This is a genomic window from Kitasatospora sp. NPDC001540, from assembly GCF_042894345.1.
GTDB lineage: Bacteria > Actinomycetota > Actinomycetes > Streptomycetales > Streptomycetaceae > Kitasatospora > Kitasatospora phosalacinea_C.
In genome coordinates this window covers 165,575-187,318 of sequence record NZ_JBIAVO010000006.1, presented here as the reverse complement: position 1 = coordinate 187,318, position 21,744 = coordinate 165,575, and the positions used below count along the sequence as shown (strand labels likewise).

At 73.8% G+C, this 21,744-nt stretch carries 22 protein-coding genes; 7 read left to right on the top strand and 15 right to left on the bottom strand.

Translation table 11 applies throughout. The annotated features are described in order from the left end of the window. Nucleotides 1-2 precede the first annotated feature (2 nt). From nuoH to ACFY00_RS10760, 9 genes are all read right to left on the bottom strand, one after another. Entirely contained in the window at nt 3-1,328 is a 1,326-nt protein-coding gene (nuoH, locus tag ACFY00_RS10800; protein WP_388029601.1) for an NADH-quinone oxidoreductase subunit NuoH, read from the bottom strand. Continuing rightward, nucleotides 1,325-3,766, bottom strand: coding sequence for an NADH-quinone oxidoreductase subunit G (locus tag ACFY00_RS10795; protein ID WP_388029599.1), 2,442 nt, complete (start codon nt 3,764-3,766; stop codon nt 1,325-1,327). The genes nuoH and ACFY00_RS10795 overlap by 4 nt, the downstream gene beginning before the upstream one ends. After that, nucleotides 3,763-5,121: an NADH-quinone oxidoreductase subunit NuoF gene (gene nuoF, locus ACFY00_RS10790; protein WP_388029597.1), complete on the bottom strand. Its 1,359-nt coding sequence runs from the start codon at nt 5,119-5,121 to the stop codon at nt 3,763-3,765. The genes ACFY00_RS10795 and nuoF overlap by 4 nt, the downstream gene beginning before the upstream one ends. Next, on the bottom strand, nt 5,121-5,840 hold the full coding sequence (nuoE, locus tag ACFY00_RS10785) for an NADH-quinone oxidoreductase subunit NuoE (RefSeq protein ID WP_388029812.1): 720 nt from the start codon (nt 5,838-5,840) through the stop codon (nt 5,121-5,123). The genes nuoF and nuoE overlap by 1 nt, the downstream gene beginning before the upstream one ends. 17 nt (nt 5,841-5,857) lie before the next feature. Next, nucleotides 5,858-7,186, bottom strand: a complete 1,329-nt coding sequence (locus ACFY00_RS10780; protein WP_388029596.1) for an NADH-quinone oxidoreductase subunit D — start codon at nt 7,184-7,186, stop codon at nt 5,858-5,860. Then, entirely contained in the window at nt 7,186-7,905 is a 720-nt protein-coding gene (locus ACFY00_RS10775; protein WP_388029594.1) for an NADH-quinone oxidoreductase subunit C, read from the bottom strand. Before ACFY00_RS10775 ends, ACFY00_RS10780 begins: the two co-directional genes overlap by 1 nt. Then, nucleotides 7,902-8,456, bottom strand: coding sequence for a NuoB/complex I 20 kDa subunit family protein (locus ACFY00_RS10770; protein WP_388029592.1), 555 nt, complete (start codon nt 8,454-8,456; stop codon nt 7,902-7,904). The genes ACFY00_RS10775 and ACFY00_RS10770 overlap by 4 nt, the downstream gene beginning before the upstream one ends. An 88-nt stretch (nt 8,457-8,544) precedes the next feature. Continuing rightward, entirely contained in the window at nt 8,545-8,904 is a 360-nt protein-coding gene (locus tag ACFY00_RS10765) for an NADH-quinone oxidoreductase subunit A (protein WP_014137597.1), read from the bottom strand. 455 nt (nt 8,905-9,359) lie between these two features. Beyond that, the gene (locus ACFY00_RS10760; protein WP_388029590.1) at nt 9,360-10,265 is read right to left on the bottom strand and encodes a DMT family transporter; all 906 of its coding nucleotides are present in this window, start codon (nt 10,263-10,265) and stop codon (nt 9,360-9,362) included. Between the two features lie 222 nt (nt 10,266-10,487). Here ACFY00_RS10760 and ACFY00_RS10755 point away from each other — a divergent pair, with 222 nt between their 5' ends. Next, on the top strand, nt 10,488-10,721 hold the full coding sequence (locus ACFY00_RS10755; protein WP_388029588.1) for a type II toxin-antitoxin system VapB family antitoxin: 234 nt from the start codon (nt 10,488-10,490) through the stop codon (nt 10,719-10,721). After that, nucleotides 10,718-11,125, top strand: coding sequence for a PIN domain-containing protein (locus tag ACFY00_RS10750; RefSeq protein ID WP_388029586.1), 408 nt, complete (start codon nt 10,718-10,720; stop codon nt 11,123-11,125). Before ACFY00_RS10755 ends, ACFY00_RS10750 begins: the two co-directional genes overlap by 4 nt. A 71-nt stretch (nt 11,126-11,196) precedes the next feature. On the opposite strand, the gene ACFY00_RS10745 is transcribed toward ACFY00_RS10750, so the two are convergent. The 6 genes from ACFY00_RS10745 to ACFY00_RS10720 all read right to left on the bottom strand — a co-directional run bounded on the left by ACFY00_RS10745 (nt 11,197) and on the right by ACFY00_RS10720 (nt 16,603). Then, nucleotides 11,197-12,477 carry a geranylgeranyl reductase family protein gene (locus ACFY00_RS10745; protein ID WP_388029583.1) on the bottom strand — a complete coding sequence of 427 codons (1,281 nt, stop codon included), beginning with the start codon at nt 12,475-12,477 and terminating at the stop codon, nt 11,197-11,199. Between the two features lie 95 nt (nt 12,478-12,572). After that, complete coding sequence (locus ACFY00_RS10740) at nt 12,573-13,268, bottom strand: demethylmenaquinone methyltransferase (protein WP_285736149.1); 696 nt, start codon at nt 13,266-13,268, stop codon at nt 12,573-12,575. Nucleotides 13,269-13,312: 44 nt separating this feature from the next. Then, on the bottom strand, nt 13,313-13,870 hold the full coding sequence (locus ACFY00_RS10735; RefSeq protein WP_388029581.1) for a hypothetical protein: 558 nt from the start codon (nt 13,868-13,870) through the stop codon (nt 13,313-13,315). A 115-nt stretch (nt 13,871-13,985) separates the two neighbouring features. Beyond that, nucleotides 13,986-14,753 carry an ABC transporter ATP-binding protein gene (locus ACFY00_RS10730; protein ID WP_388029579.1) on the bottom strand — a complete coding sequence of 256 codons (768 nt, stop codon included), beginning with the start codon at nt 14,751-14,753 and terminating at the stop codon, nt 13,986-13,988. Next, on the bottom strand, nt 14,732-15,562 hold the full coding sequence (locus tag ACFY00_RS10725; RefSeq protein WP_388029577.1) for an ABC transporter permease: 831 nt from the start codon (nt 15,560-15,562) through the stop codon (nt 14,732-14,734). Before ACFY00_RS10725 ends, ACFY00_RS10730 begins: the two co-directional genes overlap by 22 nt. Nucleotides 15,563-15,565: 3 nt before the next feature. Next, on the bottom strand, nt 15,566-16,603 hold the full coding sequence (locus tag ACFY00_RS10720) for an ABC transporter substrate-binding protein (RefSeq protein WP_388029575.1): 1,038 nt from the start codon (nt 16,601-16,603) through the stop codon (nt 15,566-15,568). Nucleotides 16,604-16,826: 223 nt separating this feature from the next. Between ACFY00_RS10720 and ACFY00_RS10715 the strand changes: the two genes are divergently transcribed. Genes ACFY00_RS10715 through ACFY00_RS10695 form a run of 5 tightly spaced genes read left to right on the top strand, consistent with a single transcriptional unit; the run spans nt 16,827 to nt 21,739 of the window. Further along, nucleotides 16,827-17,849 (top strand): hypothetical protein, encoded by a 1,023-nt coding sequence (locus ACFY00_RS10715; protein ID WP_388029573.1) that lies wholly within the window; start codon nt 16,827-16,829, stop codon nt 17,847-17,849. After that, nucleotides 17,839-18,714, top strand: a complete 876-nt coding sequence (locus ACFY00_RS10710; protein ID WP_388029572.1) for a MurR/RpiR family transcriptional regulator — start codon at nt 17,839-17,841, stop codon at nt 18,712-18,714. Before ACFY00_RS10715 ends, ACFY00_RS10710 begins: the two co-directional genes overlap by 11 nt. Nucleotides 18,715-18,739: 25 nt before the next feature. Next, nucleotides 18,740-19,972: a discoidin domain-containing protein gene (locus ACFY00_RS10705; protein ID WP_388029570.1), complete on the top strand. Its 1,233-nt coding sequence runs from the start codon at nt 18,740-18,742 to the stop codon at nt 19,970-19,972. Then, on the top strand, nt 19,956-20,885 hold the full coding sequence (locus ACFY00_RS10700; protein ID WP_388029567.1) for an N-acetylmuramic acid 6-phosphate etherase: 930 nt from the start codon (nt 19,956-19,958) through the stop codon (nt 20,883-20,885). The genes ACFY00_RS10705 and ACFY00_RS10700 overlap by 17 nt, the downstream gene beginning before the upstream one ends. After that, nucleotides 20,882-21,739, top strand: a complete 858-nt coding sequence (locus ACFY00_RS10695; RefSeq protein WP_388029565.1) for an N-acetylglucosamine kinase — start codon at nt 20,882-20,884, stop codon at nt 21,737-21,739. The genes ACFY00_RS10700 and ACFY00_RS10695 overlap by 4 nt, the downstream gene beginning before the upstream one ends. Nucleotides 21,740-21,744 lie beyond the last annotated feature (5 nt).

Genomic DNA, 21,744 nt, shown 5'->3' with positions numbered 1-21,744 from the left:
GATCAGCTCCCTTCGGAATGGTCGGCGCCGTTGAGGGCGTCCTGGAGTTGCGGGGTCCGGCGGCGGCGGCGCGGCACGGGCGGCAGTTCCTGCCCGGGCAGCGGCGGCACCGGGTAGCCCCCGGCCATCGGGTCGAAGGCCGGGGCGGCCTCCGGCGCGGGCTCGGGCTTCTTGCGCAGCAGGTCGACCACCAGCGCGACCAGCAGCACCGCCGCCAGCGGCGCGCCCACGTACAGCACCACTTTGGCGAAGTCGTAGCCCTCGTTGCGCAGCGCCCGCACGGTGGAGACCATCACCAGCCACACCAGGGAGACCGGGATCAGCACCTTCCAACCGAGCTTCATGAACTGGTCGTAGCGCAGCCGGGGCAGGGTGCCGCGCAGCCAGATGAAGAAGAACAGCAGCAGCTGGATCTTCAGCACGATCCACAGCATCGGCCACCAGCCGTGGTTCGCGCCCTCCCAGAAGGTCGAGACCGGCCACGGGGCGCGCCAGCCGCCCAGGAACAGCGTGGAGGCGACCGCCGAGACGGTGACCATGTTGACGTACTCGGCCAGCATGAACATCGCGAACTTCAGCGAGGAGTACTCGGTGTTGAAGCCGCCGACCAGCTCGCCCTCGGCCTCCGGGAGGTCGAACGGCGCCCGGTTGGTCTCGCCGACCATCGCGATGATGTAGACGATGAACGACACCGGCAGCAGCACCGCGAACCAGGTCGGCTGCTGCGAGGAGACGATCTCCGAGGTCGACATCGAGCCCGAGTAGATGAACACCGCCGCGAACGACAGGCCCATCGCGATCTCGTAGCTGATCATCTGCGCGGAGGAGCGGATGCCGCCCAGCAGCGGGTACGTGGACCCGGAGGACCAGCCCGCCAGCACGATGCCGTAGATGCCCACCGAGGCGGTGGCCAGGATGTACAGCAGCGCGATCGGCAGGTCGGTCAGCTGCAGCGGCGTCCGGGTGCCGAAGATCGACACCTCGTTGTCGGCCGGGCCGAACGGGATCACCGCGAACGCCATGAACGCGGGGATCGCCGCGACGATCGGCGCCAGGACGTAGACCGCCTTGTCGGCGTTCTTGACCACCAGGTCTTCCTTCAGCGCCAGCTTCACGCCGTCGGCCAGCGACTGCAGCAGGCCCCACGGGCCGTGCCGGTTCGGGCCGATCCGCAGCTGCATCCAGGCGACCACCTTGCGCTCCCAGACGATGGCGATCAGCACCGTCAGGACCAGGAACGCGAAGCAGAACACCGCCTTCAGCAGCACCAGCCACCACGGGTCGCGGCCGAAGAAGCCGAGCGTGTCGGCAGCAGCAAGGACCCTCATGACTCCTCCGCCGGGGCGATGGTGACCAGGTGGCCGACCGTGGTGCCGAGCGTGCGGTGCGCGCCGCCGTCCGGCGTCGAGTTGAGCGGCAGCCAGACCGTGCGGTCCGGCATCGCGTCGGTGATCTCCAGCGGCAGGGTCAGCGACCCGGCCGGGCCGGTGACCCGCAGCGCCGTCGTCGCGCCGACCTCGGCGGCGGTGGCGGCGGACAGCCGGGCGACGGCGGCGTGCCGCGTCCCGGCCAGGTGGGCGTCGCCCTCCTGCAGCGAGCCGTTGTCCAGCAGCATCCGGTGCCCGGCCAGCACGGCCTGCCCGGTGGCCGGGCGGGGCAGCGCGGCGGGGTGGGCGGCGGGCCCGGCCGGACGGTCGCCCGTCCACGGGGTGAACCGGTCCAGCTCCAGCCGGGCCGCCCGGACGTCGGGCAGGCCGATCGGCCTGCCCAGCGCGTCCGCGACCATGTTCAGCACCCGGACGTCGGCGTGCAGGTGGCGCTGCATCAACTGGTCGGGCTTGAGCGCCGGTTCGAACATCCGCACCCGGCCCTCCCAGTCCAGGAAGGTGCCCGCCTTCTCGGCGACCGCCGCGACCGGCAGCACCACGTCGGCGTGCGCGGTGACGGCGGACGGGCGCAGCTCCAGCGAGAGCACGAACCCGACCCGGGCCAGCGCCTCGTCGGCGAGCGCCGGGTCCGGCAGGTCGTCCGGGTCGACGCCGCCGACCACCAGCGCGTCCAGCTCGCCCGCGGCGGCGGCGGCCAGGATCTGGCCGGTGTCGCGGCCGGGGCGGGCGGGCAGCTCGGCGACGCCCCAGTGCGCGGCGGCCTCGGCGCGGGCGGCGGGCACCGCGACGGACCGGCCGCCGGGCAGCAGCCCGGGCAGCGCGCCCGCCTCGACGGCGCCCCGCTCGCCGGCCCGGCGCGGCACCCAGGCGAGCTTCGCCCCGGTGGCGTGCGCCAGCCGCAGCGCGGCGGTCAGGCCGCCCGCGGTCTGCGCGAGCCGTTCGCCGACCAGCACGACGGCGCCCGGGGAGCGCAGCGCGTCGGCGCAGCGTCCGGCGTCGTCGGCGAGCACCTCGTCGCCCGCGAGCGCGGCCAGCCACTCGACCTCGGTGCCGGGGGCGGCGGGCAGCAGCGCGCCGCGCAGCTTGGCCAGGCCGCGGGTGGCGTGCGAGGCGATCGAGAAGACCCGCAGCCCGCTCGCCCGGTTGGCCTTGCGCAGCCGCAGGAAGACGATCGGCGCCTCCTCCTCGGCCTCCAGGCCGACCAGCAGGACGGCCGGGGCGGCTTCGAGGTCCCGGTAGCTCACCGAGGGTCCGCCCAGGTCGACGCCGGTCCCGGCGACGGCTGCGGCCAGGAAGTCGGCCTCCTCGCCGCTGTGCGGCCGGGCCCGGAAGTCGACGTCGTTGGTGCCGAGCGCGAGGCGGGCGAACTTGCCGTAGCCGTACGCGTCCTCGACGGTGACCCGGCCGCCCGCGAGCACCGCGGCGCGCGCCCCGCGCAGCCCCTCGGCGGCCCGGGCCAGCGCCTCCGGCCAGGACGCGGCGACGAGTTCGCCGCCGCGGCGGACCATCGGCGTGGTGAAGCGGTCGCGCTGCTGGGCGTAGCGGAACGCGAACCGGCCCTTGTCGCAGTTCCACTCCTCGTTGACCTCCGGCTCGTTGCCGGCCAGGCGCCGCAGCACCTTGCCGCGTCGGTGGTCGGTGCGCTGCCCGCAGCCCGCCGAGCAGTGCTCGCACACGGACGGGGAGGACACCAGGTCGAACGGGCGGGAGCGGAACCGGTAGGCGGCGGAGGTGAGCGCGCCGACCGGGCAGATCTGGATGGTGTTGCCGGAGAAGTACGAGTCCAGCGGCTGGTCGACGCCGGTGCCGATCTGCTGGAGCGCGCCGCGCTCCACCAGGTCGATGAACGGGTCGCCGGCGATCTGCTGCGAGAAGCGGGTGCAGCGCGCGCACAGCACGCAGCGCTCGCGGTCCAGCAGCACCTGGGTGGAGAGCGGGACGGGCTTCTCGTACGTCCGCTTGACGCCCTCGAACCGGGAGTCGGTGTCGCCGGTGGACATCGCCTGGTTCTGCAGCGGGCACTCGCCGCCCTTGTCGCAGACCGGGCAGTCCAGCGGGTGGTTGATCAGCAGCAGCTCCATCACGCCGCGCTGCGCCTTCTCGGCGACCGGCGAGGACAGTTGGGTGCGCACCACCATGCCCTCGGCGACCGGGATGGTGCAGGAGGCGACCGGCTTGCGCTGCCCCTCCACCTCCACGATGCACTGGCGGCACGCCCCGGCGGGGTCGAGCAGCGGGTGGTCGCAGAAGCGCGGGATCTGGGTGCCGATCTGCTCGGCGGCGCGGATCACCAGCGTGCCCTTGGGGACGCTGACCTCGACGCCGTCGATGGTGAGCGTGACCAGCTCGGTCTGGGTGGAAGGCTCCGTGACCGTCACGCGTGCACCTCCCTCTCGGTGGCGGACTCGTGGACGGGGGCCCGGTCGGCCCAGACGGTGGAGGCCGCCGGGTCGAACGGGCAGCGGTGTTCGTCGATGTGCTGCTCGTACTCGGCGCGGAAGTGCTGCAGCGAGGAGACGATCGGGCTGGCCGCGCCGTCGCCCAGCGCGCAGAAGGACTTGCCGTTGATGTTGTCGGCGATGTCCAGCAGCTTCTCCAGGTCGCCCGGCGCGCCCTGGCCGGCCTCGATCCGCTTGAGCAACTGGACCAGCCAGTAGGTGCCCTCGCGGCACGGGGTGCACTTGCCGCAGGACTCGTGGGCGTAGAACTCGGTCCACCGGGTGACGGCCCGCACCACGCAGGTGGTCTCGTCGAAGACCTGCAGCGCCTTGGTGCCGAGCATCGACCCGGCCGCGCCGACGCCCTCGTAGTCCAGCGGGACGTCCAGGTGCTCGTCGGTGAACATCGGGGTCGAGGAGCCGCCCGGGGTCCAGAACTTGAGCCGGTGCCCGGCCCGGACGCCGCCGGTGATCTCCAGCAGTTGGCGCAGCGTGATGCCGAGCGGCGCCTCGTACTGGCCGGGGTTGGTGACGTGCCCGGAGAGCGAGTAGAGCGTGAAGCCGGGCGACTTCTCGGTGCCCAGCGACTTGAACCAGTCCTTGCCGCGGGCCAGGATCGGCGGCACCGAGGCGATCGACTCGACGTTGTTCACCACGGTCGGGCAGGCGTACAGGCCCGCGATCGCCGGGAACGGCGGCCGCAGCCGGGGCTGGCCGCGGCGGCCCTCCAGCGAGTCGAGCAGCGCGGTCTCCTCGCCGCAGATGTACGCGCCCGCACCGGCGTGGACGGTGATGTCCAGGTTGATGCCGGAGCCCTGGATGTCCTTGCCGAGGTACCCGGCCGCGTAGGCCTCGGCGACGGCCGCCTGCAGGCGGCGCAGCACCGGGACGACCTCGCCGCGCAGGTAGACGAAGGCGTGCTCGCAGCGAATCGCGTACGAGGCGATGACCATGCCCTCGATCAGCGAGTGCGGGTTGGCGAACAGCAGCGGGATGTCCTTGCAGGTGCCCGGCTCGGACTCGTCGGCGTTGACCACCAGGTAGTGCGGCTTGCCGTCGTTCTGCGGGATGAACTGCCACTTCATGCCGGTGGGGAAGCCGGCGCCGCCGCGCCCGCGCAGGCCCGCGTCCTTGACCAGGGCGATCACGTCGTCCGGGGCCATCGCGAGGGCGGCGCGCAGGCCGTCGTAGCCGCCGTGGCGGCGGTAGGTCTCCAGCGTCCAGGGGCGGTGGTCGTCCCAGGACGCGGACAGGACCGGGGAGAGGAGCTTCTCGGCCGGTTCGGCGGAGGTCATCACGCTTCCGTCCCTTCGTGCCGCGGGGAGACCACCTTGGTGGCCGAAGTGCCGGGCAGCGCCTCGCCCTTGGCCAGCCGCAGGCCCGCCAGCGAGGGCGCGCCGCCCGCGCCGGACTCGTCGACGGCGCCGGGGCGCTCGTCGGCGAAGCCGGCCAGGATCCGGGAGGTCTCCTTGAACGTGCAGAGCTTGGCGCCGCGGGTGGGGCGGACCTCCTGCCCGGCGCGCAGCTGGTCGACCAGTTGCTTGGCGCTCTCCGGGGTCTGGTTGTCGAAGAACTCCCAGTTGACCATCACCACGGGGGCGTAGTCGCAGGCGGCGTTGCACTCGATCCGCTCGATCGAGACCGAACCGTCCTCGGTGGTGCGGTTGTTGGCGATGCCGAGGTGCTCGGAGAGCTCGTCGAAGATCTGGTCGCCGCCGAGCACCGCGCACAGCGTGTTGGTGCACACGCCGACGTGGTACTCGCCCGCGGGGCGCCGCCGGTACATCGTGTAGAAGGTCGCGACGGCGGTGACCTCGGCCGTGGTCAGGTCCAACTGCTCGGCGCAGAACCGGATCCCGGTCGGGGTGACGCAGCCGTCCTCGGCCTGCACCAGGTGCAGCAGCGGCAGCAGGGCGGAGCGGGACTGCGGGTAGCGGTCGATCAACTCCCGCGCGTCGGCGGCGAGTCGGGCCTCCACCTCCGGCGGGTAGGGCTTGGCCGGCAGCGCCGGCAGGCCGAGTTCAGTGCTGCTCACCGGTCCACGCCTCCCATCACCGGGTCGATCCCGGCCACCGCCACGATCACGTCGGCCAGCGGGCCGCCCTCGCACATCGCGGCCATCGTCTGCAGGTTGGTGAAGGACGGGTCGCGGAAGTGCACCCGGTAGGGCCGGGTGCCGCCGTCGCTGACCACGTGCACGCCGAGTTCGCCCTTGGGCGACTCCACCGCGGCGTAGGCCTGGCCGACCGGCACCTTGAAGCCCTCGGTGACCAGCTTGAAGTGGTGGATCAGGGCCTCCATCGAGGTGCCCATGATCTTCCGGATGTGGTCCAGCGAGTTGCCCATGCCGTCGGGGCCGACGGCCAGTTGGGACGGCCAGGCGATCTTCTTGTCGGCCACCATGACCGGCCCGGGGGCCAGCCGCTCCAGGCACTGCTCGACGATCCGCAGCGACTGCTTCATCTCCTCCAGGCGGATCAGGAACCGCCCGTAGGAGTCCGCGGTGTCGGCCACCGCGACGTCGAAGTCGTAGGTCTCGTACCCGCAGTACGGGTCGGACTTGCGCAGGTCGTGCGGCAGTCCGGTGGCCCGCAGGATCGGGCCGGTGGCGCCGAGCGCCAGGCAGCCGGGCAGGTCGAGGAAGCCGACGTCGACCAGCCGGGCCTTGAACACCGGGTTGTCGGTGGCCAGCTTGTCGTACTCGTGCATCCGCGAGCGCAGCAGGTTGACGCCCTCGCGGATCTTGTCGACCGCGCCGGGCGGCAGGTCCTGGGCCAGGCCGCCGGGGCGGACGTAGGCGTGGTTCATCCGCAGGCCGGTGACCAGCTCGAAGATGTCCAGCACGACCTCGCGGTCCCGGAAGCCGTAGATCATCAGGGTGGTGGAGCCGATCTCCATGCCGCCGGTGGCCAGCGCCACCAGGTGCGAGGAGATCCGGTTGAGCTCCATCATCAGCACCCGGATCACGGTGGCCCGCTCGGGCACGTCCGCGGTGATCCCGAGGAGCTTCTCCACGGCCAGGCAGTAGGCGGTCTCGTTGTAGAGCGGGGTGAGGTAGTCCATCCGCGTCACGAACGTGGTGCCCTGCACCCAGGAGCGGAACTCCATGTTCTTCTCGATGCCGGTGTGCAGGTAGCCGATGCCGCAGCGGGCCTCGGTGACCGTCTCGCCGTCGATCTCCAGGATCAGCCGCAGCACGCCGTGGGTGGACGGGTGCTGCGGGCCCATGTTGACGATGATCCGCTCGTCGTCGGCGCCGGCCACCGCCTGGGCGACCTCGCCCCAGTCGCCGCCGGTGACGGTGAAGACCCGCCCCTCGGTGGTCTCCCGGGCGCCTGCTTCGTAGTGGGTGCTGCTCATCAGCTGTACGACCTCCGCTGGTCGGGAGCCGGGATCTGGGCGCCCTTGTACTCGACGGGGATGCCGCCGAGCGGGTAGTCCTTGCGCTGCGGGTGGCCCAGCCAGTCGTCCGGCATCATGATCCGGGTGAGCGCCGGGTGGCCCTCGAAGACCAGGCCGAAGAAGTCGTAGGTCTCCCGCTCGTGCCAGTCGTTGGTCGGGTAGACGCTGACCACGGACGGGATCCGCGGGTCGGCGTCGGGCGCGGTGACCTCCAGCCGGATCAGCCGGCCGTGGGTGATCGAGCGCAGGTGGTAGACCGCGTGCAGCTCCCGGCCCTTGTCCTGCGGGTAGTGCACGCCGCTGACGCCCAGGCACAGCTCGAAGCGCAGCGCCGGGTCGTCGCGCAGGATCCGCACCGCCGTGAGCAGGTGCTCGCGCTCGACGTGGAAGGTCAGCTCGCCGCGGTCGACGACGGTCTTCCCGATCACGTCGGCGACGTCGAGGCCCTGCTCCTCCAGCGCGCCCTCGAACTCGTCGGCCACCTCGTCGAAGTAGCCCCCGTACGGGCGCTCGCTGGGGCCGGGCAGCACGATCGGCGCGGTCAGGCCGCCGAAGCCGGAGGTGTCGCCGGTGCCGTGGGCGCCGAACATGCCCTGCCGGGCGCCGACCACCTCGACCGGGATCTCCCGCCGGGTCGCCGGGACCTCGGGCCGCTGGGGCTTCTGCTCCTCGCTCATCGCAGCAGCCCCCGCATCTCGCTGGTCGGGGTGGCCTGCAGCGCGAGGCGCTCGGCCTCCTCCTCGGCCCGGCGCTTGTGCACGCCGAGCTTCTCGTGCTGGATCTTCTCGTGCAGCTTGATGATCGCGTCCATCAGCATCTCCGGGCGGGGCGGGCAGCCCGGCAGGTAGATGTCCACGGGGACGATGTGGTCGACGCCCTGGACGATCGCGTAGTTGTTGAACATGCCGCCGGAGGAGGCGCACACGCCCATCGAGATGACCCACTTCGGGTTCGGCATCTGGTCGTAGACCTGCCGCAGCACCGGCGCCATCTTCTGGCTGACCCGGCCGGCCACGATCATCAGGTCGGCCTGCCGGGGCGAGCCGCGGAAGACCTCCATGCCGAACCGGGCCAGGTCGTAGCGGCCCGCGCCGGTGGTCATCATCTCGATCGCGCAGCAGGCCAGACCGAAGGTGGCCGGGAAGAGCGACGCCTTCCGCACCCAGCCCGCGGCGGCCTCCACGCTGGTGAGCAGAAAGCCGCTCGGCAGCTTCTCCTCGATACCCATCAGTTCCCTCTCAATGCCCTCGAGTCCGGTGGCTTGTCCGCCCGTTCACAAACGTCCGCGCGTCCCGTGCGCGGCGGCGGCCCGTGGTCTAGTCCCACTCCAGGCCGCCGCGGCGCCAGACGTAGGCGTAGGCGACGAACACGGTGGCGATGAACAGGAGCATCTCGACCAGCCCGAAGATCCCCAGGGCGTCGAAGCTGACCGCCCAGGGGTAGAGGAAGACGATCTCGATGTCGAAGACGATGAACAGCATCGCCGTCAGGTAGTACTTGATCGGGAACCGACCGCCGCCCACCGGCTGCGGGGTCGGTTCGATGCCGCACTCGTACGCCTCCAACTTGGCCCGGTTGTAACGCTTCGGGCCGGTGAGCGAGGCCATCACGACGGAGCCGACCGCGAACGCCGCCGCGATGGCACCGAGTACGAGGATCGGCGCGTAGGCATTCATAGCCCCCGCTCCCTCCGTCCAGTCGTCCTTGACTGCATATCGGAACCACCAGGTCACCAAGGGTGAAACGATGATCCACTTCGTGGGATCCGGCTCCATGTGAGGCAGTTCACAAAGCCAGGTTGGAGCGCATCCTATGCCCGTCCGCTTGTGATCTGCGACACGCAGTTCCCGATGATCTTTGTGATCTTCGCCACCCGACGAAGGCCCGCGAAGGCGGATCGATCACCACTGTTCGACCCAGAGCGGGCGATTGACCACATACAGTCGCAACCCGGAGCGAAACGACCGTCGTTCGGCCACGCCCTATATCAATTCTGCGGCGGTCGAGGCAAATTTCGGAGTGATCGGGTTTACGTGATAGTGGATCTCACCCTGGCGGTGGACCCGGAGCGGCAGCCGCTTGACCCTTCGTTCACAAGCTCTCAAGAGCCCGCACGGGCCTTCGGGGGTCCTCAGGCGCTCCCGGCGAAGCGCGGCGCCCGGCGCCGCCCCCACTCGGTGCCCGCCAGCACCGCCACCGCCCCCAGCAGCGCCGCCGGGCCCGGCCGGTCCCCCGCCAGCGCGATCCCGCACAGCGCCGCCCACAGCGGCTCGGTGCCCAGCAGCAGGCTCACCCGGGACGCCGAGGTCGCCCGCACCGCCCACAGCTGCACGAAGAACGCGAACAGCGTGCACAGCAGCGACAGGTACAGCAGCAGGCCCCAGCGCGCCGCGTCGAAGGAGGCCGCCACGCTCAGCGGGGACGGGCCCGCCAGCGGCGCCGCCAGCGCGAACACCGCCGTGGCGAAGGCCAGTTGGACCCAGGTCAGGGCCAGCGCGTCCACCCCGCGCACCGACCGCAGCCGGGCGGTCGCCAGCACGTTCACCGTCCGCGCCACCGCCGCGCCCAGCACCAGCAGGTCACCCGCCGACGGCGCCCGCAGCCCCGTCAGCAGCGCCACCCCCAGCACCGACAGCCCCACCGCCGCCAGGAACGCCACGGGCGGCGCCGTCCGCCGCAGCGCCGCCTCCGCGAGCGGCGTGAACACCATCGTCAGGCTGATCACCAGCCCCGCGTTGGTCGCCGAGGTGTGCACCACCCCGTACGTCTCCAGCAGGAACACCGCCCCCAGCACCACCCCCAGCACCGCCCCGCCGCCCCACTGCGCCACCGACAGCCCGCGCAGCCGCCGCCACGCCACCACCCCCAGCACCGGCAGCACCAGGGCGAACCGCAGCACCAGCACCGCCACCACCGTCCGGTCCTCCGCCACCTGCCGGACCGCCCAGAAACTCGACCCCCACACCACCGCCACCAGCAGCAACGGCAGGTCCCGCACCACCTGCGGACGGACGGCTTCGATCGACACGACGGCCACGGCACGGCTCCCGGAGCACTCGACGGGGGCCCGTGCGACGTCGAACGGGAGGGGTACGGAAGCCGCCACTCTCCCGCACCCGGAAGGCGGCGGGCAAACGCTTTCCGGCCCGCCGCGGGCGCCGACGTCGCGGTGCCCGCAGCACCCGGCGGCGTACTCGAAGCGCTGATGTTGATGACATATGCTGTTCGTCAACATCGGCCACAGTCCTGGAGGTGCGGAGTGAGCATCACGCAGATCGACATCGACGACGAGGCCCTCGCCGCGGCGATGAAGCTGATGGGCACCACCACCAAGAAGGACACCGTCAACAACGCCCTCCGCGAGTACACGGCGCGCATGAAGCGGCTGGAGGCGGCGGAACGGCTCGCCGCCAGGGGTGCCCGGGGCGAGTTCGACGCGGCCGCGGCGGCGCAGGCCGCCGCCAAGCAGGCCCGCCAGGAGGGCCTCGATTGATCGGCTACCTGGTCGACGCCTCGGCCCTGTGGCACCTGTTCCGCGTCCCGGGGGCGCTGCGCGCCTGGGAGGGGCACATCGCCGCCGGGGCGCTGCACGTCTGCGAGCCCACCCGCGCCGAGTTCCTGTACTCCGCCACGAGTCCGGCGCACCGCGACGAGCTGGCCGACGAACTGGACACCCTGTGCGGCACCGCCGCGGTGCCCAAGGCGGCTTGGCGGTGGGTGGATTCGGCCCAGTACAGGCTGACGCAGCGGGGCCTGCACCGCTCGGCCGGTGCGATCGACCTGCTGGTCTGTGCCACCGCCGCCCACCACGACCTCACGGTGCTGCACGTCGACAACGACTTCACCACCGTCGCGTCCGTCGTGCCCGACCTCCGCGAGCGGGACGCCCGGCGCTGAGCAACCGCCCCGCGCGAAAGGCGGTGGGCAAGCGCTCTCCGCGCCCGTCCGCCGCCTTCCGGGGCCCGGGGTCAGGCGCGCGGCGCCACCTTGGTCAGGCCGTTGATGATCCGGTCCGCGACGTCGCCGCCGGTCGGGTCGGTCAGGTTGGCCAGCAGCTTGAGGACGAACTTCATCAGCACGGGGTGGGTCAGGCCGCGCTCGGCGGCGATCCGCATCACCTTGTCGTTGCCGATCAGCTTCACGAAGGCCCGGCCGAGCGTGTAGTAGCCGCCGTAGGTGTCCTTGAGCAGCTGCGGGTAGCGGGCCAGGGCGCGCTCGCGGCCCTCGGGGGTGATCCGGGCCATCGCCTGGACGATGACGCCCGCGGCGAGTTGGCCGGATTCCATCGCATAGGCGATGCCCTCGCCGTTGAACGGGTTGACCAGGCCGCCCGCGTCGCCGACCAGCAGCAGGCCGCGGGTGTAGTGCGGCTGCCGGTTGAAGGCCATCGGCAGGGCGGCGCCGCGGATCGGCTCGGTCATGTTCTCCGGCGTGTAGCCCCACTCCTCGGGCATGCTGGCGCACCAGCTCTTCAGCACCTCGCGCCAGTTCAGGTCGCCGAAGGCGGGCGAGGAGTTGAGGATGCCCAGGCCCACGTTGGAGGTGCCGTCGCCCATGCCGAAGATCCAGCCGTAGCCGGGCAGCAGCTTCTTCTGCCCGCCGCGGGTGTCCCACAGCTCCAGCCAGGACTCCAGGTAGTCGTCGTCGTGCCGGGGCGAGGTGAAGTACGTCCGGTAGGCGACGCCCATCGGCCGGGACTCGATCCGGTGCAGGCCCATCGCCAGCGACAGCCGGGTGGAGTTGCCGTCCGCGGCGACCACCAGCGGCGCGTGGAACTCGACCTCGCGCTTGTCCGGTCCGAGCTTGGCGGTGACGCCGGTGATCCGCCCGGTGCGGTCCTGGACGGGGCCGCTGACGTTGCAGTTCTCGTACAGCCGGGCACCGGCCTTCTGCGCCTGCCGGGCCAGCAGTTCGTCGAAGTCGGCGCGCTTGCGGACCAGGCCGTAGTCGGGGAACGCGGCCAGGTCCGGCCAGTCCAGCTCCAGCCGGACGCCGCCGCCGATGATCCGCAGGCCCTTGTTCTGCAGCCAGCCGTTCTCGGCGGACACGTCGATGCCCATGTCGACCAACTGCTTGACGGCGCGCGGGGTCAGGCCGTCCCCGCACACCTTCTCGCGCGGGAACTCGGTCTTCTCCAGCAGCAGCACGTCCAGGCCCGCCTGGGCCAGCCAGTACGCGGTGCTGGAGCCGGCCGGACCGGCGCCGACCACGATGACGTCGGCGGTGGACTCGACGGCGGTCTCGGTCATACGGGGCTCTCTCCTGAGCGCGTCGGGGTCACGGAGTCGGGCACGGCCGCCCCGCCGACGCCTTCCCGGCGGACGGGGTGCCGAACCACCGCAGTCTACGGGGCCTTGAAGCCGCGGTGGAGGGCGACGATGCCACCGGTCAGGTTGCGCCACGCCACCTTCGTCCAGCCCGCCTGCTGCAACTGGGCGGCCAGCGCGGGCTGGTCCGGCCAGGACCGGATCGACTCCGCGAGGTACACGTACGCCTCCGGGTTGGACGACACCCTGGTCGCCACCGGCGGCAGCGCGCGCATCAGGTACTCGGTGTACACCGTGCGGAACGGCGTCCAGGTCGGCGTGGAGAACTCGCAGATCACCAACTTGCCGCCGGGCTTGGTCACCCGCAGCATCTCCCGCAGCGCGACCTCGTGCTCCTGCACGTTGCGCAGCGCGAACGAGATCGTCACGGCGTCGAAGGACTCGTCCGCGAACGGCAGCCGGGTCGCGTCGCCCGCGGTCAGCGCGAGTTCGGGGTGGCGGTTCTTGCCCTCGGTCAGCATCCCGATCGAGAAGTCGCACGGCACCACGTCGGCACCGGCCTCCAGGAACGGCAGCGAGGACGTCCCGGTGCCGGCACCGAGGTCCAGGATCCGCTGGCCCGCGACGGCCCCCACCGCATCGGCCACCGCCCGCCGCCACAGCCGGGCCTGGCCCAGCGAGAGCACGTCGTTGGTGCGGTCGTACTTGGCCGCGACGTCGTCGAACATGGCGGCGACGTCCTGCGGCTGCTTGTCCAGATGGGCTCGGGTCACGGGCCCATTGTTCACCTTGCGGTGCCGGGAACCTCCACCAGGGCTCACCGCAGGGCGCGGCGGCCCCCCTTGCGGCGGCGCCGGGAGCGCTTGCCGTGGGTCAGCGCGGGCATCCCCTCCGCGGCGAACGCGACCGTGAACGCGGCCCGTTCCCGCTCCGCGCCCGCCCGACCGCGTCGGATCCGCCACAGGCACAGCGCGCACAGCAGCACCGCCGCGGGCACGCTGGTCTGCGCCAACCCGACGCCCACCGGCTGCGGGTAGGTCTTCCCGCACACCCGCACCGCGCCGGGGTCGTCCGCCGCGTGCTCCAGGCAGATCGGGTCGCCGACCCGCGCGTCCGACGGCAGCCACAGGTCCGCGGCGGTCAGCCGCCGCCCGTCCACCGGGTACGCGACCTGGCTGTACGTGCCGCTGCCGCCGGGGAGTTGGGTGACCGTCCCCTCGACCCGCACCGGATGGGCGTCGATCCGGTCGGCCTGGTCGGCCTGGCGCCACCCCAGCAGGCACATCGCCACCGCCACCACCGCGCTCAGCACGGCTCCGACGTACCACCCCCGGCCGGTGCGGCTCCGAGGACGTTCGGGGGTCGCGGCTCGCATACGTCCTGTTCCTGACTCGGGCTGAGGTCTGAACCGGGATGTTAGCCGCAAAGGGCTCCCCGGGTCACGGGGAGTCAGAAAGCGGGGCGGCGACCGGGGCTCCGGGAACCGGCCCTCACCTCCCGCCGTCCGGGACGCCGAGCGCGGCCAGCAGGCGCTCGCGGTGGACGGCGAAGGCCGGGTCGCGGCGCCGGTCCGGTCCGGCGGGGCCGGGGAGGGGGAGGTCGAGGGAGAACCGGCCGTCGGTGAGGACGAGGACCCGGTCGGCGAGCAGCAGCGCCTCGTCGACGTCGTGGGTGACGAGCAGCACCGCGGGGCGGTGCCGGGCGCACAGGTCGCGCAGCAGGGCGTGCATCCGGATCCGGGTGAGCGCGTCGAGGGCGCCGAACGGCTCGTCCAGCAGCAGGAGTTCCGGTTCCCGGACGAGGGCGCGGGCGAGGGCGGTGCGCTGCGCCTCGCCGCCGGAGAGCGTGCCGGGCCAGGCGCGCTCCCGGTCGGCCAGGCCGACTTCGGCCAGGGCGGCCCGGCCGCGGGCGCGCGCGGCGGCGCGGGGGCCCGGCAGGCCGAGCACCACGTTGTCCAGGACCCGGGCCCAGGGCAGCAGCCGGGCGTCCTGGAAGACCACCGCGCTGGGTTCGGGGACCTCCACCAGGCCGTCCCCGTCCGCGCCGTCGTCCAGGTGGCCGACGGCGCGCAGCAGGGTGGACTTGCCGGAGCCGCTGTGGCCCAGCAATGCGGTGAACCCGCCCTTGGGGATGTCGAGTTCGACGCCGTCCAGGACGGTGCGCCCGCCGTAGGAGCGGCGCAGGCCGCGCAGCCGCACCCCGCCCGGCGACGGGGCCGGGGCCGGGGTCGGGGTGGTCAGCCGAGTGTCGTGCGCCATCGCAGGGCTCGCCTCTCCAGGAGTCGGACCAGGGTGTCGGAGGCCAGGCCGAGCAGCCCGTAGACGGCCAGGCCGACCACGATGACGTCGGTCTGGCCGAAGGTGCGGGCCTGTTCCATCAGGTAGCCGATGCCGCTGTCGGCGTTGATCTGCTCGCTGACCACGAGCACCAGCCAGGAGACGGTGACCGCCAGTCGCAGGCCGGTGAAGAAGCCGGGTGCGGCGCCGGGCAGGGCGATCCGGCGCAGGAAGCCGAGGCGGCCGAGGCCGACGGTGCGGGCGAGTTCGGCCCAGCGCAGGTCGAGGCCGGTGAGCGCGGCGTGGGTGTTGACGTAGACCGGGAAGAAGGTGCCGAGCGCCACCAGGACGACCTTCACCTCCTCGCCGATGCCGAACCAGAGGATGGCCAGCGGGACGAGGGCGAGGATCGGCAGCGCCCGGAACAACTGCGCCGTCCCGTCGATCAGGGCCTCGCCCAGCCGGGAGAGCCCGGCCAGCAGGGCGAGCAGCACCCCGGCGGTGGTGCCGAAGGCCAGTCCGAGGGCGGCGCGCTGGAGAGACACCCACAGGTGGTGGCCGAGTTGGCCGCTGCTCAGCAGGTCCCAGGCCTGCCGTCCGACCGCGCCGGGCGGGGCGAGGGTCTGCGGGTCCAGCACGCCGGTGGCGGAGGCGAGCTGCCAGAGGGCGAGCAGCAGCAGCGGGCCGAGCGCGCGGGCGAACGGGATCCGCCGCCGGGCGCCCGGGCCGGGCCTCGGGCCGGTGCGCCGGGCCCGGGGGCGTCGGGCGGCGGGGGCTTCGGTGGCCGTCATCGGTCAGCCCCTGGCCGCGGCGGCCTGGACGGCGTCGAAGCGGCGGTCGAAGACGGCGGAGACGTCGAGCCCGCCGATCACCCCGGCCCCGGTCAGCACATCGGCGATCTTCTGCAGCCGGGCGGCGGCGGTGGCCTGGTCGGGAATGGTGGCGGTGCCGTTGTTGGCGACCACGGCGCGGCCGACCTCGGCGGGCAGCTTCTGGGAGTCCACGTAGTAGGACTGCACCCAGGCGTCCTTGTGCTGGGTGATCCACAGTTCGGCGCGGGTGAAGCGGGCGGCCAGGTCGGCGAGGGCGGCGGCGGTGGCGTCGTCGGCGACGGCCTTGCCGGGGGCGATGAGCAGTTGCAGGCCGCTGGTGAGGCCCTTGTCCCCGTCGAGCTCGTGGGCGCCCCTGTCCTGGTAGCCGGTGGCGTACTTGCTGACCAGCGGCTCGGTGAGGGTCCCGGCGTCGACCTGGCCCGCGGCCAGTGCGGCGGGGATCTCCGGCGGGTTGAGCTTGACCAGGGTGACGTCGCCGGGCTTCAGGCCGGCGTTCTCCAGGGCGTTGAGCACGGCCGGCTGGAAGGTGGTGCCCTCGGTGTAGGCGATCTTCTTGCCCTTGAGGTCGGCCACGGTCCTCGCGGTGCTGCCGGGCGAGGTCCACAGGTGGACGGCGTCCGGGCTGTTCTGCACCACGCCGACCACCCGGGCGTCCTGTCCGTGCGCCCGGGCGAAGACCACCGGCGCGTCGGAGACGAAGCCGACGTCGGCGGCACCGGCCCGGAACGCCTCCAGCACGGCGGGGCCGCCCTGGAACGAGGACCAGCTGATCCCGTACGGGAGGTCCTTGTCCTGCCCGGCGGCGGCCAGCGTGGTCCTCAGCAGGTCGTTCTGGTCGGCGACGCGCAGCGTGAAGCCGGCCGGCACGGCGGTGGACAGCGGCTTGTCGACGGGCCCGGCCGGCGCGGCCCGGCCGGTGGTGGAGGAGCAGCCGGAGAGCACCGCGGCGGCGAGCACGGCGGTGCCGAGGGCGGCGGCGGTCTGGCGGTACGTGGGCATGGCGGGACTCCCGGACGGGCCGTGTGGGCTGGGGGTGAGGTGGCCTCATGCTGGGTGCGGGGTTCCGCCGGTGTCAACGAAATCTCGTAAATAACTTTCAATCTCACTCGGTAAATTGCGGAAGTGTTTCCCAGCATTGCGCCGTACTACGCGATGGCCTGCTATCTCTCGAATCGACGTGAAAGTTATTTACGACTTTCTGCCACGTGGCTAGGGTCGGCCCGTGCGCTCCTGCTACCTCCTCGATCCGGGCTCGCCGTCGCTGCCCCGGCTGCTGGACCGGGCCGCCGCGACCGGGCTGGACACCGTCGTCACCAAGCTCGACGCGGTCACCCCCGCCCTCGCCGACCGGGCCCGCCGCCGCGGCCTGCGGGTGTACGGGAGCTTCGCCTGCTTCCGCGGCCCCAAGGGCCCGCCCGCCGTCGACCAGGACGGCCGCACCTGGCGGCCCATGGAGTGGTACACCGGCGTCCGCCCCAACGACCCCGGGTGGAACGCCCGCCTCGCCGACCGGCTCGCCGCCGTCCTGCGCGCCGCCCCGGTCGACGGGCTGCTGCTGGACTTCCTGCGCTGGCCGCTGCACTGGGAGCAGGAACTGCGCCCCGGCGCCCGGCCCCGCTCCGCCTCCTACGACCCCGACACGCTGCGGCAGTTCACCGCCCGGACCGGCCTGCGGCCCCCCGGACCGGGCGCGGCCGCCGCCCGCTGGATCGCCGCGCACCACGCCGCCGCCTGGGAGGAGTTCCGCACCGCCGCCGTCACCGCCGCCGCCCGCCTCCTCACCGGGGCGGCCCGCGCCGCCCGCCCCGGCCTTCCGGTCGGCGCCTTCCTGGTCCCCGCCGCGGACGAGGCCGGGCGCCGCGCCGCGGTCGGCCAGGACGCCCGCCGGCTGGCCGGCTTCCTCGACCTGCTGCTGCCGATGACGTACCACGCGATCCTGCACCGCGGCCCCGACTGGCCGGCCCGGGCCGTCCTGGCCACCGAGTCCGCCGTCCCGCTGGTGCCCGTCGTGCAGACCACCTCCGACGCGGCCGCCGTGCTCGGCCGGGACGCCGACTGGGGCCCGCCGGTCGGCGACGCCGGGTTCGCGGCGCTGCTCGACCACACCCTGGCGGCCGGATCGGGCAGCATCTGCCTGTTCCCCGGCGAGGGGCTCGGCCCCGTCCGGTGGGACGTCCTGGCCGGGCGACTGGCCCGGAACCGACCGCCGCACCGCCCGCTGGAAGGACCGCTCCGTGCCCGATGACCTCCTCGCCCGCGTCCGCAGCCGCCGCGACCAACTGCCCCGGGCCGAACGCGGCATCGCCGACCTGGTGCTCGCCGACCCCGGCGCCGCCGCGACCCGCACCATCACCGAACTCGCCCGCGCCGCCGGCACCTCCGAAGCCACCGTGCACCGCTTCTGCCGCAGCCTCGAACTGCGCGGCTACGCCCAACTGCGGCTCGGCCTCGCCGCCGAGGCCGAGCGGCTGCGCGCCGACACCCGCCCCGACCTCGGCCTGGGCACCGACCTCGGCCCGGACGACACCCCCGAGCAGCTGGTCCGCAAGGTCGGCTGGGCCAACGCCCGGGCCGCCGAGGAGACCGCCGCCGCCCTCGACCTGGCCGCACTGGCCGCCCTCGGCGACCGTGTCCGGCAGGCCCGCCGGATCCTGGTGGTCGGCGTCGGCTCCAGCGCCCTGGCCGCCCTCGACGCCACCCAGAAGCTCCAACGCCTGGGCTACGCCGCGGTGTTCGCCAGCGACGTGCACGCCGCGCTGATGACCGCCGCGCTGCTGGGCCCGGACGACCTCGCCCTCGGCATCAGCCACTCCGGCCGGGCCCGCGAGGTGGTCGAGGTGCTGGAGGAGGCCCGGCTGGCCCGGGCCGCCACGGCCGTCGTCACCAGCAACCCCCGCTCCCCCGCCGCCGCGCCCGCCGACCTGGTGCTGCTCACCGCCGCCCGCGAGACCGAGTTCCGCAGCGGCGGCACCGCCTCCCGCACCGCCCAGCTCACCGTCGTGGACGCCCTCTACGTCACGCTCGCCCAGCACGACCACGCCCGCATCCTGGACGGCCTGGAACGCGCCCACGACGCCGTCCGCCGCCACAGCCTGCGCCGCCCCCGTTGACCCCGAGCCCGTACGGAGCCCGCCGATGCCCGCCACCCCCCGCCCGGCCCCCGGGCCGCGCCGCGTCCTGACCCTGCTGCTGACCCTCGCCGCCGCCCTGCTGCCGCTCGTCCCGGCCCCGGCGCACGCCGCCCCGGCCGGCTTCACCCTGTACGACGACACCGCGTACGCCACCGCCGCCGTCGGCCACGGCGCCGTGCCCGCCAACCTGGTGCCCAACCGGGTCTGCACCCCGCTGGTGACCGGCGGCGCCCTGCCCGCCGAAGCCGACTGGAAGGCCCTGGTCGCCCAGTACGACACCCACCCGGGCGCCCCGCTGGTCCTCGACTGCGAGAGCCTCTACCTCACCGGCACCGCCGCCACCGCCGCCGAGCACCTGAACCGGCTCGCCACCCTCCAGGCCTGGGCCCGGCAGGTCGCCCCGACCCAGACCATCGGCTGGTACGGCCTGCTGGGCAACACCGCCACCGCCCACCAGGGCCTGTACCGGCAGCTGATCGCCCAGGACCGGAACACCGCGTTCTTCCCGTCCGCGTACACCTACGCCACCGGCTACGACAGCTGGCTGTCCACCCTGCGCGACAACCTGGCCGCCGCCGCGCAGATCGACCCGGCGGTGCCCGTCCTGCCGTACGTCTGGCCGCAGTACCACGACGGCACCGGCGCGCTCTCGCTCACCTGGGTGCCCGCCGCCCAGTTCGCCTTCCAGCTCGCCACCCTGCGCGACCTCGGCCTGCCCGGCGCCGTGATCTGGGGCGGCTCCAACCCCGCCGTCTGCGACACCGCCTGCCAGGACGGCGCCGGCGCCCAGGGCTGGCTCCCCGCCACCCGGGCCTTCCTCGACTGGTCGGCCGGCCCCGAGGCCACCGCCCAGGACCTCGCCGCCGGCCGGCCCGTCACCGTCTCCAGCAGCTACGCCTCCACCCTGACCGGGCCCAACGCCGTCGACGGCAACCCGTACACCCGGTGGGCCAGCGCCTACGCCGACCCGCAGGACATCACCGTCGACCTCGGATCCGTCCGCGCCGTGGAGGGCGTCCGGCTGGTGTGGAACACCGGCTACGGCAGCGCCTACCGCGTCCAGCTGTCCACCGACGGCACCGTCTGGAGCACCGTCCGCACCGTCACCGGCGGCACCGGCGGCGTCGAGTACCTGACCGGCCTGCACGGCACCGGCCGCTACCTGCGGCTCGACCTCACCGCCCGGGGCACCGCCTACGCCTACTCGCTGTGGAGCCTCGATGCCTACGCCGTCTGACACCCTCGACCGGCTGCCCCCGACCGAACGCCGCCACCCGCTCAGCACCGGACTGGACACCCTCGGCACCCGGGCCCTGCTGGAACTGATCAACGCCCAGGACGCCACCGTGGCCCCCGCCGTCCGCACCGCCCTGCCCGAGCTCACCGCCCTGGTCGACGCCGCGGTCGGCGCCCTGGAGCGCGGCGGCCGGGTGCACTACTACGGCGCGGGCGCCGGCGGCCGGATCGCCCTCGGCGACGCGCTGGAGCTCGGACCCACCTACGGCGTCGGCCCCGAGACCCTGGTCGCCCACCTGGCCGGCGGCCCGCGGGCCGCCGACCGGGCCGCCGAGCGCGCCGAGGACGACGCCCCCGACCCGGCCGACCCCGACCGGCCCGGCCCCGCCGACCTGGTCATCGGCGTCTCCGCGAGCGGCCGCACCCGTTACGTCCTCGCCGCCCTCGCCACCGCCCGCGCCACCGGCGCCGCCACCGCCCTGCTCACCGGCGACCCCGACACCCCGGCCGCCGCCCACGCCGACCTGCTGGTCGTCCTCGACACCGGGCCCGAGGTGGTCACCGGCTCCACCCGGATGAAGGCCGGCACCGCGCAGAAGCTCGCCCTGAACGCCTTCTCCACCGCCCTCATGGTCCGCACCGGGCGCACCTGGTCGAACCTGATGGTGACCGCCTCCGCCCGCAACGGGAAGCTCCGCGACCGCGCCGTCCGCACCCTGGTGACGTCCTGTCAGGTCACCGCGGAGGAGGCCGTCGCCTGCCTCGACGCCTGCGCGGGCGAGACCGCCACCGCCCTGGTCGTCCTCACCACCGGCCGCCCGCCCGCCGACGCCCGCACCGCCCTCGCCGCCCACCGGGGCCGCCCCTTCGCCGCCGTCCGCGCCCTCACCCGCACCCCCGGGACCACCCGGTGACCCTCCACCTCGGCCTGGACGCCGGCGGCAGCCGCACCCGCGCCGTCCTCGCCGACCGCGCCGGCACCGTCTTGGGCCGCGGCGGCGCCCCCGGCGCCAACCCCGCCGGCGGCGACCCCGGCACCGCGCTCGCCCACCTGGCCGCCGCCGCCACCGCCGCACTCGGCGGGCGGCCGCCCGGCCGGGTGGCCGGCTGCGCGATCGGCCTGGCCGGTCACCGGGCCCTGCCCGACCCCGCCGCCTTCGCCGAGCGCTGCCGTGCGGCCCTGCGCCTCGACGTCCCCGTCCTGCTCGTCCCCGACAGCGTCCCCGCGCTGGCCTCCGGCGGCGTCACCGACGGCACCGGCACGGTGCTGATCGCGGGCACCGGCGCGGTCTGCGTCCGGCTCGACGCCGGCCGGGTCGCCGACCGGCACGGCGGACTCGGCTGGCTGCTCGGCGACGAGGGCAGCGGCTTCTGGCTGGGCCGCCAGGCCCTGCGCCGGGCCCACGCCCGCCCCGGCAGCCCGCTGGGCGCCCTGGTCCGCGCGCACTGCGCCGCCGACACCCCCGAGGCGCTGCTCCGCTGGGCCTACGCCGGAGCGCCCCGCCGACTCGCCGAACTGGCCGCCCCCGTCTGCGCCCTGGCCGCCACCGGCGACCCCGACGCCCGCGCGCTCACCGACAGCGCCGCCGACCACCTCGCCGCCCTGGTCCGCGCCACCGCCCGCCCCGGCCGCCCCCTCGTCCTGAGCGGCTCCGTCGCCACCTCCCCCGGCCCCCTGCGCACCCGCCTCCACGACCTGCTCGCCGACCTGGCCCCCCGCACCCCCGCCACCGACGCGGCCACCGCGGCCGCCGCCCTGACCCACTGAGCGCC